Annotated in this window: 13 protein-coding genes; 9 read left to right on the top strand and 4 right to left on the bottom strand. The window is 61.7% G+C overall.

Going from position 1 to position 17334, the window contains the following annotated elements; translation table 11 throughout:
• Nucleotides 1–306: 306 nt before the first annotated feature.
• The 3 genes from GOB90_RS07055 to xseA form a co-directional block, all read right to left on the bottom strand.
• The gene (locus tag GOB90_RS07055; RefSeq protein WP_242011867.1) at nucleotides 307–2799 is read right to left on the bottom strand and encodes a TonB-dependent receptor plug domain-containing protein; all 2493 of its coding nucleotides are present in this window, start codon (nucleotides 2797–2799) and stop codon (nucleotides 307–309) included.
• 535 nt (nucleotides 2800–3334) lie between these two features.
• Nucleotides 3335–3622, bottom strand: a complete 288-nt coding sequence (locus GOB90_RS07050; RefSeq protein WP_146886937.1) for a hypothetical protein — start codon at nucleotides 3620–3622, stop codon at nucleotides 3335–3337.
• Nucleotides 3619–5079 (bottom strand): exodeoxyribonuclease VII large subunit, encoded by a 1461-nt coding sequence (gene xseA / locus GOB90_RS07045; protein ID WP_173571973.1) that lies wholly within the window; start codon nucleotides 5077–5079, stop codon nucleotides 3619–3621. Before xseA ends, GOB90_RS07050 begins: the two co-directional genes overlap by 4 nt.
• 120 nt (nucleotides 5080–5199) lie before the next feature.
• On the opposite strand from xseA, the gene purD reads away from it, so the two are divergent.
• The 9 genes from purD (at nucleotide 5200) to GOB90_RS07000 (ending at nucleotide 16580) form a co-directional block, all read left to right on the top strand.
• Nucleotides 5200–6483: a phosphoribosylamine--glycine ligase gene (gene purD / locus GOB90_RS07040; protein ID WP_146891491.1), complete on the top strand. Its 1284-nt coding sequence runs from the start codon at nucleotides 5200–5202 to the stop codon at nucleotides 6481–6483.
• 207 nt (nucleotides 6484–6690) lie between these two features.
• Entirely contained in the window at nucleotides 6691–8817 is a 2127-nt protein-coding gene (gene tkt, locus GOB90_RS07035; protein ID WP_146891488.1) for a transketolase, read from the top strand.
• Between the two features lie 94 nt (nucleotides 8818–8911).
• Complete coding sequence (locus GOB90_RS07030) at nucleotides 8912–11767, top strand: bifunctional transaldolase/phosoglucose isomerase (RefSeq protein WP_146891485.1); 2856 nt, start codon at nucleotides 8912–8914, stop codon at nucleotides 11765–11767.
• A gap of 17 nt (nucleotides 11768–11784) precedes the next feature.
• Nucleotides 11785–12783 (top strand): phosphogluconate dehydrogenase (NAD(+)-dependent, decarboxylating), encoded by a 999-nt coding sequence (gene gnd, locus GOB90_RS07025; protein ID WP_146891482.1) that lies wholly within the window; start codon nucleotides 11785–11787, stop codon nucleotides 12781–12783.
• A 40-nt stretch (nucleotides 12784–12823) separates the two neighbouring features.
• On the top strand, nucleotides 12824–13699 hold the full coding sequence (locus GOB90_RS07020; RefSeq protein ID WP_146891479.1) for an HAD family hydrolase: 876 nt from the start codon (nucleotides 12824–12826) through the stop codon (nucleotides 13697–13699).
• Nucleotides 13700–13701: 2 nt separating this feature from the next.
• Entirely contained in the window at nucleotides 13702–14538 is an 837-nt protein-coding gene (locus GOB90_RS07015; protein ID WP_146891476.1) for a Cof-type HAD-IIB family hydrolase, read from the top strand.
• Nucleotides 14535–15266: a 6-phosphogluconolactonase gene (gene pgl, locus GOB90_RS07010; RefSeq protein ID WP_146891473.1), complete on the top strand. Its 732-nt coding sequence runs from the start codon at nucleotides 14535–14537 to the stop codon at nucleotides 15264–15266. Before GOB90_RS07015 ends, pgl begins: the two co-directional genes overlap by 4 nt.
• An 11-nt stretch (nucleotides 15267–15277) precedes the next feature.
• A complete protein-coding gene (gene rpiA / locus GOB90_RS07005; RefSeq protein ID WP_146891470.1) occupies nucleotides 15278–16006 on the top strand; it encodes a ribose-5-phosphate isomerase RpiA in 729 nt (242 codons plus the stop codon).
• On the top strand, nucleotides 15999–16580 hold the full coding sequence (locus GOB90_RS07000; protein ID WP_242011861.1) for a gluconokinase: 582 nt from the start codon (nucleotides 15999–16001) through the stop codon (nucleotides 16578–16580). The genes rpiA and GOB90_RS07000 overlap by 8 nt, the downstream gene beginning before the upstream one ends.
• Before the next feature lie 4 nt (nucleotides 16581–16584).
• Here GOB90_RS07000 and GOB90_RS06995 read toward each other — a convergent pair whose 3' ends face one another.
• A complete protein-coding gene (locus tag GOB90_RS06995) occupies nucleotides 16585–17319 on the bottom strand; it encodes a uroporphyrinogen-III synthase (RefSeq protein WP_261766006.1) in 735 nt (244 codons plus the stop codon).
• Between the last annotated feature and the right edge of the window lie 15 nt (nucleotides 17320–17334).

Below are 17334 nucleotides of genomic sequence, written 5' to 3'. Positions count from 1 at the left end.
CCCGCACCGTACGGATCACCCGCAAGGTGCGGCGTGATCCTGGTCTCCACCAGCCGCAACGCCGTAACTGGCGCCGGGGTCACGGAGCGTCAGCGGATCGCAGAAAAAGTGAAGATCGGGGCAGGCAGTCATCGCGGTCCGTTTTCAGAAAAATCAGCGCAAATTATGCGGTGCGGAGACAGGGCGGGAAGCTGCCTGAACCGGGACCAACCGGGTAATACATCGTCCGCTCCGGATAAAATCCTGCAAAACTCCCCGCATCCGGCATCTGTCTGCACGGTGGACACACGCCGGACAGAGCCGCTCTCACAAAGTGAGATTGGCCCGCAGATAATAGAACCCGCCATTCATATCGAGCTGAGACGTGCTCATGTAATATTCCGGAGCGCCCAGATAACGGTTGCCGTCCGGCACCCGGCTCGGCCGTGCGTCGAAGATATTATTCGCGCCGAGCGTGAACGACCAGTTCCGGTTCACCCGGTAGGTGATGTCCAGATTGGTGACGAATTTCGGTGTGTTGCGAAACTCGCGAAAGATCGTGCTGGACAGCGAACTCGTATTGCCCGTGCCGCCATAATAGGTCAGCTCGGAGGTCGTCTGGCCATAACGGATCTCATGCACGCCAACCGTCCATTTGCCGCTGGTGAACCGGCCGCCCCAGATCATCTTGCTGCGCGGGTAGGCCGTGGTGATGTAGGCCACGCTCTGGGCACTCAGCAGCGGCAGGCCGGTCTGACTGTTCATGGTTTGATGCGAAAGACGGGTCCGGTTCAGGTTGATCGCAACATCCCAGTTGATGATACCGATACTGCCAAGCTGAGTCGGGTAGGTCGCGGTAATGTCCACGCCCTGCGTGCGCGTGCTGGCCACATTGGCAAACCAGTTCGCGGACAGCGAGGAAGCCGACCAGCTCTCCGATCCCGCTGGCAGGGTAAAGCCGTTCAGCCCCAGCGCGGAACGCGCCTGGTCTCCGGTGATGTTGCCGCCCGGCAGGATCTGATCGCGCAGATTGATCTGATACACGTCGGCAGTGATGTGCAGGTTTTTGACCGGCTCGATGATAACCCCGCCCGTTGCGTTGGTAGAGCGTTCCGGCTTGAGCTGGGACGCGCCGTTTGCCAGCGCGCCGGGGGAGTTCGCGGCAATCAGACCCCGCGCCGCCGTGGGGGACAGAGTCAGCGAGCTGTAATGCTCCTGCGCCAGTGTCGGGGCATGAAAGCCGTTCGAAATCGTGGCGCGGAAAGCCAGCCATTTGAAAGCGTCATAACGGGTCGAGACTTTTCCGGTCTCCGTATCGCCGACATCGGTGTAATGCTCAAACCGGCCCGCGAGATCGAGCTGCCAGTTTTTCATGAGATGCGTGGCGACATCGATATAACCGCCAACCACATCGCGGCTGGAATTGCTGGCATTGCCCGCGTTGATACCGGCCAGAGCGTCGGACCCGCTGCCGTAAGTCGAATCCGGCTCGCCGGTGCCGACCGAATAGCTCTCATAGCGATAGGTCGCACCGCCGGCCACGTTGATGCTGTGCGGCCAGCCCGAAACGTGAAACGCCCGGCTCAGATCGAAAGTGTTGCTCCACTGCGAGTTGCTGAATCCCTGCACGTTCGGAAAGCGAGTGGGCGTCTGGCCCGTCGCGGTCGAAAGCGCCAGATTGGCGGACTGCTTCAGACCGATCTGGTCGTAATCCCGGCCGTAAACCGAGGACAGATCCCAGTTCCAGCCACGAAAGATGCCCCTGACACCCGCCGTGACCTCCCAGTCATTCTCGTCCAGGGTTTCCAGCGGAGAGTAGCCATCCGGGTAAATGGCCGCGTAGGCCGGATAGTTCGCGAGAGAGCTGGCCAGCCGATAATTCTGGAAAGACTCCGCATGACGATGTGCGTAGGTGGCAAGCCCGTAGAGTTCGATATCCTCCGTGATGTGATAGCCCGCCTTGACCGCCACGCTTTCGCGCGTCTCTTCCGGCTGCCCGAGCACCTTGTTCACCTTCGTCCCGGTTCTGGCATCCGGCGCGCTACGATAGGTGTGATCCTGGTGGAAAAATTCGCCGCTCACATGCACATAGCCGCGATCACCGAGCTTCGCGCCACCGTCCAGATCCACGCCCTGCTGAAAACCGTCTTCCGCAGCGTTGATGCCGGTGATCGACTGGGCGCTGAACCCGTGATCCTGCTTTTTGAGAATGATATTGACCACGCCCGCGACGGCATCTGAACCATACTGCGCGGACGCACCGTCACGCAGGATTTCCACATGGTCGATCGCGGACATCGGAATCAGACTGACATCGACAGGTGTCGAGCCCTGCTGCGGGCCGCCATCCGCGTAAAGATTCGCCGTCGTGTGGCGGCGTTTGCCGTCCACCAGAACAAGGGTCTCATTCGGGCTGAGCCCACGCAGACTGAAGGAGCGCGTCAGAGCGCCGGTATCGAAGCCGCCTGTCGGAATCGTCAGGGACGGCAGCACCTGAGCCAGCGCCTGGAGCACATTCGGCTGCCCGGTTTGCGAAAGCTGTTTCGCCGAAATAATATCGATCGGCGCTACGCTGTCCCGCGCCTTTTTGCCGGTTTCGCGCGTGCCGGTCACAATAACGGTCTCGCCGGCGTCAGAGGCCGCATCAATGGAGCGCGGCGGCAAACCGGCAGTGGACGACGCATTTACTGCGGTCGCGCTCGCCGGCCGCACCCGCGCGAGGGTCGCTGCCGGCCGCGCTTTCGCGCTGACCGGCACCCGATGGTGCCGGACGGAGACAGCCGGCCGCACCGTGGCGCTGCCTGTTTCGTCGGCGGCCATAGCCTGCACGACCGGCGAGAACGGCAGGATGGAGGCAGCCAGCAACGTGTGCCGCAAACCGCCTCTCAGAACGGATTTTCTGCGGCGGGCACGGACAAAGATCGTGGCTGGCGCAATGAGTGATGGCACGGTGATGGCTCCATAATCCACGAAATTTCATGGTTGATTTTTTAATCAAACCACATAATTCCGTGTTTAATATCATCACCATGAGTTGATGTGTATTTGTTGTCGGGCCGTCCCAGGCGTATCCGGCATAACTGTGTCTTCAGGGACACAAAGCGTTACGTTTTCGAAATATGAAACCACCCGGCGCGGACAGAACAAGGTCATACCCGCCGCCAGACATCGGATAATTCACGCGGTGTCCCGTCGTAAGCAGGACAGCAACGTGCCGTTCAGCTCCGGGTTTTGCGCGGAAGAAGAAAACCTTCGGACCGGATCACCGGTCGCTCCTGTTACAGGTCGCACCCGATACAAACCGGGCGGCGCTGTGTCCCGGCATCAGGCGAGCCGGAGACAGACGCAGACCTGTTTACCGGGTTGGTCGGTCCGTCGCGCACCGTGCCGGATCGCCGCCCGGCTTATCGGAAGAGATCATCCGGCAATCCAGACTTTGCGTCTGGTTCCGGATCGCGCCCGGTTGCGTGGACGCGTGATAGGCCGAGATCAGAGACGTCACGATATAGACGAGCATGCCAAGCGCCGCGAGAACGATCAGCCCGATGACAACCAGCTTCGCGGCCGGATGCCGGTCGAGCTTCGTATCCATCGCCGGGGCTTTCAGGCTCTCGAGCTTCGACTCCAGAAAATTCTTTTTCACAGGTCCAGGTGTCCTTGCGGTGTATCTTTGCGACCCTCAATACGCGCGGCCCTGTCGCCATCGGCAAATACAAGCGTGACGCGGGCTCCCGCCGGGAGTTTCTTCGCCCGTGTGACCGGCTCGCCGGCGGCATCCCTCACGAGCACATAGCCACGTTCAAGAACCGCCTGAGGTGAAACGGAGTCAAGCAGCCCGCCCAGACCCGTCAGCCGCGCCTGCCGCTCCCGGCACAGAGCCTGAAGCGGGGCAGGGGAGAGCCGGCTGCGCCCGAGCCTGGCCTCCGTCGCCCGGAGGGCCGCCACCGCCGCCGCATCGAGCGCCGCCGCCCGTAAAGCCAGCCGCGCCCGCCGCTCGGCAATCATACTCTGCGGCGTCGGCATGTGCCGCTCGGCTACCATCAGCGCCGTCCGCCGCCGCTCCAGCAGCGCGGGCAACGCCAGTTCCAGCCGGTGCGCCCGGTCGTCCAGCCGCATCCGGGCCGTATCGAGAAGCGACGGCAGATCCGGCAGACCGGACGCGGCCCGGTCCAGCCGCAGCCGCGCCGTCTGCCAGATCCGGGTCAGCGCATTTCCCATCCGCGCCGAACGGTGTGCAAGATCCGCGAGCAGTTCATCGCGCACCGGCACGGCCAGCTCCGCCGCCGCCGTCGGCGTAGGAGCGCGCATATCGGACACATAGTCGATCAGCGTCGTGTCGGTCTCATGCCCGACAGCCGAAATCAGCGGAATGGGGCAGGCCGCAACAGCCCGCAGAACGCTCTCATCGTTGAACGCCATCAGGTCTTCCAGCGAGCCGCCGCCCCGCGCCACGATCAGCACATCCGGCCGGGGCAGAGACGCGCCCGGGCCGGACACTCCGAGCTGGCTGAAGCCCTGAATGGCCGCCGCGATCTGCGCCGCCGCTCCTTCGCCCTGCACCGCCACCGGCCAGATCAGCAGATGCCGGGGAAACCGCCGCGCAATCGTCGTGCGAATATCGTGCAGCACCGCGCCCTGGAGCGAGGTGACAATCCCGACCACCTTCGGCAGACGCGGAATCCGCTTCTTCCGCTCGCGGTCGAACAGGCCCTCTTCCATCAGCCGCAACCGCAGCCGCTCGATCCGCGCCAGCAGCGCGCCCTCGCCGGCATATTCCATCTTCTCGACGATCAGCTGATAGCTCGACCGCTCGCCATAAGAGGAAATCCGCCCGGTCGCGATGATCTCCAGACCGTTCTCCGGCACCAGTCCGAGCCGCGAGACGGAGCCGCGCCAGACCACACCGGAAATCTTGCCGCCCTCGTCCTTCAGCGAAAAATAAAGATGGCCGGAACTGTAGCGCTTGAACTCCGTGATCTCGCCCCGCACGCGAATGCGCCCGAACGTGCTTTCAAGCGTCCGTTTGATCGCGCCGGAGATTTCAGCAACCGAGTATTCGGGAACATTGCCGAAAGGCGCGGGAGGGGGGGCATCGTCCATGGCCTGACCCTATGCTACAGACGCAGCAGTCTCAACAAGAGGCTCCGGAAAGGCAGCCCCGCGCAGGGTGCGACATCAGAATGGCGACGCTGTGCCGGACAGTGCGGAAAGGGTGAAACGATGCGGGTTCTGCTGGTTGGATCGGGTGGACGCGAACACGCCCTGGCAGCGGCCCTGGCCGCTTCGCCGGACCTCACACAGCTCTTTATCGCGCCCGGCAATCCCGGCACGGCCCTGTGCGGCACCAATGTCGCCATCGCCTCCGGCGATGTCTCCGCACTGATCGCATTCGCCCGCCAGGAAGCCATCGACCTTGTCGTCCCTGGTCCGGAAGCCCCGCTCGTCGCCGGCCTCGCCGATGCCTGCGCGGAAGCCGGTATCGCCTGCGCCGGCCCGACACAGGCCGCCGCCGCTCTGGAAGGCAGCAAAACCTTCACAAAAGAAATCTGCGACGCCGCCGGCATCCCCACTGCCCGATGGGAACGCTTCGACGATCCCGCCCACGCCATGGCCATGGTCCGCCGCCGCGGCGCCCCGATCGTGGTCAAGGCGGACGGCCTGGCAGCCGGAAAAGGCGTCGTCGTCGCGCAGACCGTTACCGAAGCCGAAACGGCGATCAGCGATCTGATGACCTCCGATAAACTGGGCGACGCCGGGCGCTCGGTGGTCATTGAAGAATGTCTGGTCGGCGAGGAGGTCTCCCTGTTCGCGTTCTGCTCCGGCGAAACCGCCGTGCTTATCGGCGCCGCCCAGGACCACAAGCGCATCGGTGACGGCGATACCGGCCCGAACACTGGTGGCATGGGCGCCATCTCGCCCCCCGCGAGATTCGATCGCGCCGCCCAGGACCACGCGCTCGACCTGATGGTCCGTCCGATGCTGAAGGAAATGGTCCGGCGCGGCACGCCGTTTCACGGTGTCATCTTCGCCGGCCTCATGCTCACCACCGACGGCCCGAAACTGATCGAATACAATGTTCGCTTCGGCGATCCGGAAGCCCAGGCGCTGCTGATGCGCCTGAACACCGATCTCCTGCCCGCGCTTACCGCTCTCGCAAAAGGGTCTCTCCCGGAGGTGACGATCAGCTTCTCGGACGAGGCCTCGGCCGCCGTGGTCATGGCCGCGCGCGGTTATCCGGGCAGCTATATCAAAGGTGGCACCATCGAAGGTCTCGAAGAGGCCGAAGCCATTCCCGGTGTCCGCGTGTTCCAGGCCGGCACCGCACGCAACGCAAAAGGCGATCTGGTCGCGTCCGGGGGACGGGTCCTGACCGTCTGTGCCACCGCGCCCACATTGCGGGACGCTCTGGTCCGCGCTTATCGGGGCGTGGAGGCCATCCGATGGGACGATGCCGTGTGGCGCACCGATATCGGTGCCCGCGCCCTTGCCGAAGAAGGCCGGTAAAACCTCACAAGCCCGTGATCGGCGCAACCGTCCGCCGCAAATGTGCTTGTGTTCACGCGGCCAGCAAACGAATTCCCCGTTTTCGCGCCTCGCCTTGCCGGTCGATCGGCGCCGTGGGAATGTAAGCCAAGTTTTTAAGTCTGTGGTGTTTCCGGTCCCGAAAAGACAGGAACCCGCTGAAGGCCTGTTACAGAGGAATCGGTTGTAATGCGTTTTCTTCATGCCAGTGAGTTCGGTCCAGGGTGCGCCGGAGCGGTTCATGCGCCCGAGACAGGTGGCGCAGCGTCAAACGACATTGACCGGACAGCCATCAACACGATCCGCACCCTGTCGATGGACGCGGTGCAAAAGGCGAATTCAGGCCACCCCGGCACCGCCATGGCCCTCGCCCCTGTCGCCTATACCCTGTGGCAGGACGCCCTGATCTGCGATCCCGCCGATCCTGTCTGGCCGGGGCGTGACCGGTTCGTGCTTTCCGTCGGCCACGCGTCCATGCTGCTCTACTCGCTGATCTTCCTCAGCGGCATCCGCGACGTGAAAGACGGCAAACCCACCGGCAAACCCTCGCTGAGTATCGGTGATCTCGAGCAGTTTCGTCAGCTCAGTTCGAAAACCCCCGGGCATCCGGAATACCGTCATACAACCGGCGTGGAGACTACCACCGGCCCGCTCGGTCAGGGTTGCGGTAACTCGGTCGGCATGGCCATCGCGCAAAAATGGATGTCCGCCCGTTTTGATAAGCCCGGTTATCCGCTGTTCGACTATCATATCTATACGATCTGTGGCGATGGCGACATGATGGAGGGCGTGTCCAGCGAAGCCGCCTCCACCGCGGCGCATCTGAAGCTTGACAACCTTACCTGGATCTACGATGCCAACCGCATCTCCATCGAAGGCTCGACCGACATCGCCTTCACCGAGAACGTGGCGAAGCGTTTCGAAGCCTATGGCTGGCAGGTTCTCGTCCTGAAAGACGCGAACGACACGGCAGGCTTTCTGAAGCTGCTTGAGCAGGCAAAGGCGGAAAAAACCCGCCCGACCTTCATCCTCGTTCATTCGATCATCGCCTGGGGCGCCCCGCACAAGGCAGGCACCGCCGCCGCGCACGGCGAGCCGCTCGGTGCGGAAGAGATCCGCGAGACCAAGCGCGCTTACGGCTGGCCGGAAGATAAAAGCTTCTACGTTCCTGACGGCGTCATGGAGCGTTTTCAGGAGAAGCTCGGCGCGCGCGGGAAAGAGGCCCACGCAAAGTGGAACGAACTCTTTGCCGCCTACAAAAAGGAGTATCCGGATCTCGCGAAAGAGATCGAACTGATCCTCTCCGGCGGCCTGCCCGAAGGCTGGGATTCCGAAATCCCGACCTACAAGACCGACCCGAAAGGCGTGGCCTCCCGCGCCAGCTCAGGCGAAGTGCTCAACGCCGTCGCGAAAAAACTACCCTGGCTCCTGGGTGGGGCGGCTGATCTGGCGCCTTCCACCAAGACGCTTATTAAAGATGGTGGCGCTTTCCAGCCCGCCGAGTGGAACGGCAGCTACGCGGGACGTAACCTGCATTTCGGTGTCCGCGAACACGCGATGGGCTCCATCGTCAACGGCATCGTATTGTCCGGCCTGCGTCCCTACGGCGCCGGCTTCCTGATCTTCTCCGATTACATGAAGGCCCCGATCCGGCTTTCGGCTCTGATGGAAATCCCGTCGATCTTCATTTTCACGCATGACTCCGTCGGCGTGGGTGAGGACGGTCCGACCCACCAGCCCGTCGAGCAACTCGTGCAGCTTCGCGCGACACCCGGCATGATCACCATGCGCCCCGGCGACGCCAACGAGGTGGCGGAAGCCTGGCGCACGCTGATCCCGTTTAAGGATCGCCCGGTCGCGCTGGCACTGAGCCGCCAGAACCTGCCCACGCTCGACCGTGACAAATACGCTCCGGCCAGCGGTCTCGCGAAAGGCGCCTATATTCTCGGCGACAGCGGGAAAAAACCGGCCGTCATCCTGATGGCGACCGGCAGCGAACTGGGGCTGGCCGTCGAGGCTTACGAAAAACTCATCGCGGACGGGATCGCCGCCCGTGTCGTGTCCATGCCCTGCTGGGAACTGTTCGAGGAACAACCGCAGTCCTATCGTGACGAAGTCCTGCCGCCGGACGTGACAGGCCGTGTTTCGATCGAAGCCGCATCGACCGTTGGCTGGCATCGCTACGTCGGTCTGACCGGCGAGGCGATCGGCATGTATGGCTTCGGCTCATCGGCGCCCGCGCCGGAACTGATGAAGAAATTCGGATTCACGGTCGACGCGGTTGTGGCTGCCGCGAAAAAACAGGCGGGTGTCTGACATCTGATATGACGCCCTGTGCCATTGCGGCACGGAGCTTTTCGATTGAAGTGTTTCAGTATCGTTGCTGATGCTGAGAAAGAGGAGAGTTGCCATGAACGCCACGTCGAGCACTGCAAAAAGTCCGCTGCGTGATCTTGAACAGTTCGATCAGTCTCCCTGGCTGGATTTCGTGCGGCGCGGCTATACGCGTGACGGGTCCATGGCGAAACTCATCACCGAAGACGGTGTAAAAGGCGTCACGTCCAATCCCGCGATCTTTCAGAAAGCCATGGGCGAAGGCACGGATTACGACGCACAGATGAAAGACATTCTGGCGCATGACATCGTCTCCGCCGGCCAGCTTTACGAGCGCCTCGCCATCACCGACATTCAGGAAGTCGCTAAACTTCTGAAGCCGGTTTTCGATGAGACGAAAGCGCTCGACGGCTATGTCAGCCTCGAAGTGTCTCCCTACCTGGCCCGCGACACGCAGGCCACCGAACACGAAGCCGCGCGCCTCTGGAAAGCCGTCGCCGAACCCAATCTCATGATCAAGATTCCCGGCACTGAGGAAGGCGTTCCGGCGATCAGAAAGTCGATTGCGGACGGGATCAACATCAATGTCACATTGCTGTTCTCGCTCGACGCCTACAAAAAAGTCGTCGAAGGCTGGCTCTCCGGACTTGAGGACCGCGCAAAGGCCGGTCACTCCGTCGCAGGCATAGCCTCCGTCGCCTCCTTCTTCGTCAGCCGTATCGATGGCAAGATCGACGCGGAAATCGACCGCCGTGTGAAAGCGGGTGACGCGGAGAGCAAAGCTCTGACCGCCATTCGCGGTAAGGTCGCCATCGCCAACGCGAAAATGGCCTACCAGTACTGGCTGGGCGTGATGAAAAGCGACCGCTGGGCAAAACTGAAAGCCGCCGGCGCCCAGCCGCAGCGTCTGCTCTGGGCCTCCACGGGCACCAAGGACAAGGCCTACAGCGACGTGCTTTACGTCGAGGAACTGATCGGCCCGGAAACCGTCAATACAATCCCGCCCGCGACGCTGGACGCTTACCGCGATCACGGCAAACGCCGCGCCTCCCTGGCCGAAAACGTCGAAGACGCCGCGCATGTCATGAAAGAGGCAAAGCGCCTCGGGCTCGATCTCGACGGCGTCACCCGCACACTCGTCGATGAAGGCGTCGCATCCTTCGCCGAGGCATTCGATAGTCTGCTCGGTTCCGTGGGCACCAAGGAAAACGCTATCCTTGGAAAGAAGCTGCCGGAAACAAAACTTGCCCTGCCCGCGGCCTTCGGTGAAGCCGTGAAAAAAGGCCTCGATACATGGCGCAAAGCCGGCACGATCCGCAAGCTCTGGGCGCGTGATGCATCCGTCTGGACAGGCAGGGATGAGGCGAAATGGCTGAAATGGCTGGACATCGTCGATGACCGTTATGATCACCTGAAAGAACTGGAAGCTTTCCAGTCGGAGGTGAAAGCGCGCGGCTTTAAGCAGATCCTGCTGCTCGGCATGGGCGGCTCAAGCCTCGGCCCGGAAGTCCTTGCGGAAACCTTCGGAAAACACGAAGGTTTTGCGCATCTCTATGTCCTGGACAGCACCGATCCGCAGCAGGTCCGGACATTCGAGAAGAAAATTGACCCGGCCCACACGCTGTTCATCGTCTCATCGAAATCCGGCAGCACGCTGGAGCCGAACATCATGCTCGCGTATTTCTTCGATGTGGCGAAGAAGGCGCTGGGCGAAAAAGCAGGCCAGCATTTCGTCGCCGTGACCGATCCAGGCTCGAAGCTGGAAGCGCTGGCCAAAAAAGACGGGTTCTGGAAAGTTTTTTCCGGTGAGAAGCAGATCGGCGGTCGTTATTCCGTCCTGTCCAATTTCGGCATGGTGCCGGCCGCCGCGTCCGGCGTGCCGCTGAAGCTGTTTCTTGAAGACGCGCTGCACGGCGTTCGTGCCTGCGACAGCAGCGTGCCGCCCGCGATCAACCCGGGCGTGCTGCTCGGCACGGTTTTCGGCGTCGGCGCGACGGAATTCGGCCGCGACAAAATCACCATCATCGCAACGAAACAGGTCGCTGATTTCGGCGCCTGGGCGGAACAGTTGATCGCTGAATCCACTGGTAAACTCGGCAAGGGTCTGATTCCCATCGACGAAGAGACGCTGGCCGGGCCAAAGCATTACGGCAAGGACCGTCTCTTCGTTTATTTCCGTCTGGCCAGCGAGCATTCGCATGAGCAGGACGAAGCCGTCCGTACGCTGATCGACGCGGGTGAGCCGGTCGTTACCATCAATCTGCATGACCGCCGCCAGATCGCGCAGGAGTTCTTCCGCTGGGAGATCGCGACGGCCGTTGCCGGTGCTTACCTGAAGATCAATCCGTTCGATCAGCCGGATGTCGAGGCCAGCAAGATCGAAACAAAGAAGCTGACAGCAGCCTATAACGAAACCGGACACCTCCCGCCGGAAGCGCCGTTCGCGACCGATGGCGATCTTGCCTTCTTCGCGGATAAGAAAAATGTGGCGGCTCTCCGGGGAGAAACCGCGCAGATCATCCTGAAAGCGCATTTCGACCGCGTGAAGGCTGGAGATTATGTCGGGCTGCTCGCTTATATCGAGCGTGACCGGGCCACAATCGAGTGGATTCAGCATACGCGGCTGGCCATCCGGGACGCAAAAACCGTTGCGACAGCAGCAGAATTCGGACCACGGTTCCTGCACTCAACCGGGCAGGCCTATAAAGGCGGCCCTGACAGCGGTGTGTTCCTGCAGATCACAGCCGATGACGCGCACGATCTGCCCGTTCCGGGAGAGCGCTACAGCTTCGGTGTGGTGAAAGCGGCGCAGGCGCGTGGCGATTTCGATGTCCTCGCTGAACGCGGTCGCCGCGCTCTGCGCGTTCATATCAAAGGTGATCTGAAAACAGGCCTGGCAAAGCTCGCCTCCGCGATCCGCGCTGCAATCTGAAAAAAGGATAGAAAACCATGCAGATCGGTATCGTCGGCCTTGGCCGTATGGGCGGCAACATCGCTGTCAGACTGACCCGGCACGGACATGATGTCGTGGTCTATGACCGCGACCCGTCCGCCATTCAGAAAATCGTCGCCCATGGCGAAAACGGTCGGGCCTCCGCAGCGGCAAGCGAGGCCGATCTCGCCTCGAAACTGCAGGGACCGAAAAAGATCGTCTGGCTGATGCTCCCGGCGGGCGAAATCACCGAAAAAGCCGTAACCGATTTCAGTGATCTCCTCGGCAAAGGCGATATCCTGATCGACGGCGGCAACTCCTATTATAAGGACGATGTCCGCCGCGCCGCCCAACTGGCCGGAAAAGGCATCGACTATGTCGATGTCGGCACCTCGGGAGGCGTCTGGGGTCTCGAACGTGGCTACTGCATGATGTATGGCGGCACACCCGAGGCCGCGAAGCATATTGATCCCATCCTGAACGCTCTCGCCCCCGGCAAAGGCGACGTGCCCGTCACCCCTGGCCGCGATCACCCCGGTCTCGATCCCCGCGCCGAACAGGGATACCTCCATTGTGGCCCCGCCGGTTCCGGTCATTTCGTGAAAATGGTCCATAACGGCATCGAATATGGGATGATGCAGGCCTTCGCCGAAGGTTTCGACGTCATGAAAAGCAAGGATTCTCCGCTGCTTCCGGAGGATCAGCGCTTCCCGCTCAACATGGCCGACATCGCCGAAGTCTGGCGCCGCGGCAGCGTCGTCTCCTCCTGGCTGCTTGATCTGACAGCCGAAGCCATGGCGAAAAACGGGGAACTGTCCGAATTTACCGGACAGGTTCAGGATTCCGGTGAAGGTCGCTGGACCATCGAAGCCGCGATCGAGGAGTCCGTGCCGGTGCCGGTCATGACCGCCGCCCTGTTCACACGCTTCCGCTCGCGCACCGGTAATAACTACGCCGAAAAAGTGCTGTCCGCCATGCGCTTCGGGTTCGGCGGGCACGTCGAACAGAAGAACTGATCATAAACGGGCGCCGTTCAGCCTTTCGGGAGATTCAGGTGTGAAAACTGACGATATTGCCAGGCACGACGCCAAGCCGGCCCCGACCGACACGGTTCGCCTTGTCGTCACGGACATGGACGGCACATTGCTGACTCCTGAAAAACAGGTCACGCATGCGAGCCTGGACGCCATAGCAAAGCTGAACGCGACGGGCGTGCCGGTCTGCCTCGTCAGCAGCCGCGCACCTCACGGCATCTCGATGTATTTCGATGCGCTGAAGATCAGAACCCCTTACGCCGGACTCAACGGGGCCGCGATTTTCGATGCCGACGGACACCTGATCTCCTCCCTCAGCCTCGATGCCGGAGCGGTACGCGATGCAATCGACATGTTCGATGTGCATGAAATCGATCCATGGCTCTTCTGCGGCAATGACTGGATAGTCCGGGATGCCAGCATCGGTTACGTCCCGCACGAAGCGCGTGTGATCCGCACGACGCCGCATGAGACAAAAGACTTTACGCCCTGGGAAGGGAAAGTCGGAAAAGTGACAGGCTCCAGCGCCGATTATGATCTGCTGGAGCGCCTGGAAGGCGAAATCGGTCAGATGCTGGAAGGCCGCGCCAGCGTTGCCCGGTCCGCGCCCTATTACCTGGATATCACACCGCTCGAAGCCAATAAGGGACACGCGCTTCGGGAAATGGGGCGCCTCTTCAATATCCCGGTGCACGAAATCGCCTGCCTTGGCGATATGCGGAACGATATCCCCATGCTGAGCATTGCCGGACTCGCCATCGCCATGGGCAACGCGACCGATGAGGTTGCCTCCTACGCGCATGTGCAGACCGTTACCAACGAGCAGGATGGCTGGGCCAGAGCAATCGAACAGTTCGTGCTGCCGCGTGTTCCCGCAACCCTTACCCCGGTGAAGTGACAATGACCGCTGCCGCGAAACAGCCCGACAGCGTCAGCATCCGTCTGGTGCTGGCGGATGTGGACGGTACCCTCGTTACGCGGGAAAAAGTGCTGACGGCACGGGCCATCAAAGCAGTTCGCGTCCTTCGGGAACGCGGCATCCGGTTTGCCATCACCTCCGGCCGTCCGCCGCGCGGCATGGACATGCTGATCGGGCCGCTTGAAATCGATACCCCGATCGCCGGATTCAATGGCGGTCTGATGGTCAATCCGGATTCTTCCGTCGTCCGGTCGCTGACCCTGTCACCGGACTGTGTGAAAAAGACAACGGCCCTGATGCATAAAGCCGGTATCGATGTCTGGCTCTATCGCGGCAACGACTGGATTGTCCCTGATATCAGTCATCCCCATGTCGCCCGCGAACGCTGGACAGTGAAATTCGACCCGACCGTTCGCGCGGATATCGATTCCATTACGGACAATATCGTCAAAATCACTGGCGTCAGCGATGACCAGGACGCCATGAAGCGCCTGGAAGCGGAAACGCGGAAAGCACTCGGCAACAGCGCTTTCGCGGCCCTCTCGCAGCCCTACTACCTCGACGTCACGCACCGGGATGCCAATAAAGGCGGCGTCGTCCGGACATTGTCACGACTGCTTGATATCCCCGCCTCACAGATTGCCACGCTGGGCGATCAGCCGAATGATGTGCCAATGTTCGAGGTCTCCGGACTTTCGGTGGCCATGGGGCAGGCAAACGACACAGTTAAGGCTAAAGCCAGCCATGTGACGGAATCGTGTGAGGATGAAGGCTTTGCCATCGCCATCGAACGGTATGTCCTGGGAGACAGCCAGTGAACGGTCATGATGTCGTCTCCGCAAAGGAGATCGTCCTCTCCGACAGCGAAGCCGTTGCCCGCCATGCCGCGGATTTCCTTCTTGAAGAAGCACTCCGTGCCACGGATGTATTCCGTATCGCCCTCTCCGGCGGCTCCACTCCGAAGCGTCTCTACGCCATGATGGCGCAGCCCGACTACGCCACCCGCTTTCCCTGGACACGCACGCAGTTCTTCTTCGGTGACGATCGGTTCGTCCCGGCCGATTCCCCCGACAGCAATCGCGGGATGCTTCAGAAAATTCTGTTCTCCCAGGTGGACGTCCCGCCGGAAAATATTCACCCGATGCCCGATCAGGGCGATCCGGACGCCGCCGCCCGCGCCTACGAGACGGTCCTGAAAGCACAGTACGGCGCGGCAACCCTCCGGAAGGACAAGCCGCTTTTCGATGTCGTCCTGCTGGGTCTCGGCGAAAACGGACATACCGCTTCGCTATTTCCGCGCCAGCCTGTTCTTCAGGAAAAAACCCGCTGGGTCGCGGCCTGCACCCCCGATGACGCGCCACATACACGCCTGACTCTGACCTATCCCGCGATTGCCTCCAGCCGCTATGTGCTGTTTCTGGTCACCGGCGCCGCCAAGGCAGCGGTTTGTGCACGCGTCCGGAAAGGCGATCCCGCCGAGCCAGCCAGCCATATCACCTCGGAAGGCCGGATCGAGTGGATCGTTGATAAAGATGCCGCAGCATAAGGAAAAAGAAGATGAGTTCTGCGACGGTCATAAACGATCAGGCACAGGAATATAAAAAACAGGCGGCGGAATTCGCGGCCGACATGGTGCAGGAGGGCATGATCGTCGGCTTGGGCACCGGCACCACAGCCGTTTTTCTGGTCCAGGCCCTCGGACGCCGGCATCGCGAGGGATTGCGCTTCCTGGGAATACCGACTTCGGTCGCCACGGAAAAGCTGGCGCTCAGTCTCGGGATTCCCCTGACGAGTTTCGCTCAGCACGAATCAGTCGATCTCGCCATCGACGGCGCGGACGAAGTCGAGCGGGGAACGCTCAACCTTATCAAGGGACTGGGAGGCGCCCTGCTGCGCGAAAAGATCGTCGCGGCGGCTTCGAAAAAGTTCATCATCGTGGCTGATGAAAGCAAACTCGTCGACCATCTCGGTGAGCACACCCTCGTTCCCGTCGAAGCCACGCCCTTTGGCTGGGAAAGCACCGAACGCCATCTCGGCGCTCTCGGCGCGCGCGTTTCCCCGCGCCGCACGCCGACCGGCCAGTTCTTCGTCAGCGATGGCGGAAATCTGATCCTCGACTGTAATTTCGGCACGATCTCCGATCCTCCCGCTATTGAAGACGCCATTCGTCGCGTCGTCGGCGTCGTGGATTCCGGCCTGTTCACCGGGCTCGCGGCGGAAGCCGTCATATGCGGGCCGAAAGGTCTCGCTCATCTGACCGTCACTGGTGGTGCAAGTAATGTCTGATATGCCGCGGCAGGATGCCGTCACATCTGTCAAAGCCGAACTCCATCTGCGCCCGCGTGTGGTGGTCGTTATGGGCGTCTCAGGGTCCGGGAAGACCACGATGGCGACCGGCCTGCATAATGTTCTTGGCTGGCCGTTTCAGGAAGGCGACGGTCTGCACCCGCGCGCGAATGTCGAAAAAATGGAAGCCGGTATTCCGCTGACGGATGAGGATCGCTGGCCCTGGCTGGATAAATGCCGCGCCTGGCTCGATTCCTGCGCCACGGCCGGTACCGGCGGCGTCCTCTCCTGTTCGGCTCTGAAACGTATCTACCGTGATCGCCTCCGGGCGCACAAAACGGACATCACCTTTCTTTTCCTGCGCGTTCCAAAAGACATCCTCGCACAGCGGATGGCGCTGCGGACAGACCATTATATGCCGCCCAGCCTGCTGGGCAGCCAACTGGAAACGCTCGAAATGCCCGGTCGCGATGAGCACGCCATAGAGATGGACGTTTGCGAGACGCCCGCCGAAGAAATCGCACGCGCCCTGGAGGCCCTGAAAGCAGACCAGAGAAAACACCACGAACTCTGAGGCTTCAGTCTCGCGGTGCAGGCCCCAGCGCATCCAGAACGCTCTCCGCGTCCGGGTGCGTTGCGGTCACGACAGAAACAATCCCGTTTTTTCCCAGCGCCCGAGCCGCATTCTCTGAAATCGCAACTCCGCGTATCTGGTCGCAACTGTAACCGCCCGCACGAATGGCCGCCGTCGTCGCCGCGCCGCTTCGCGCGGAATAAGCCAGCACCACGCCGATTTCATCGGCCTCCAGCGCCCGCAAAACATCAACGGGAAGCGTGCGCACGGCAGACGCCGTATAAGCAATCCACCGCCGTACCTTAAAACCTGCCTGCCGCAGAGCCGCCGCCAGTTCCAGTCCCTGCCGGCTGCCGGAGAGCAGCACCACCGGAGTCGCAGACGGGACAAGACGCGTCCGCACCAGCTCAGCCAGCTTCCGTGCATCACCGCCCGCACTTTCCACCGACCGGAAGCCTGCCTCCCGTACCCGCTTCGCCGTCGCGTCACCCACCGCAAAAACCGGAACATGCATATCCACAGCATCGATAAGCGCCGGAATCGCCTGAGAACTGGTCACCAGAGCCGCCACGATCCCGCTTTGCCGGGGCACAGTCCCCGGGCTGATCGCCAGCGCCGGTGCCGCAAACGGAATCCATCCCAGGGCCTGAACAGCTCTGACCGTCTCGGACAGACCCGGCTCAGGCCGGGCGATCAGCACCCCTCTGCGGAAGCGGGACGACAGAACAGGATCGCTCACGACACCTCCGCTCCG

It is taken from the genome of Acetobacter oeni (assembly GCF_011516825.1).
Lineage (GTDB): Bacteria > Pseudomonadota > Alphaproteobacteria > Acetobacterales > Acetobacteraceae > Acetobacter > Acetobacter oeni.
The sequence above is the reverse complement of the archived record's forward strand: the minus strand, read 5'-3'. Positions and strand labels throughout refer to the sequence as shown.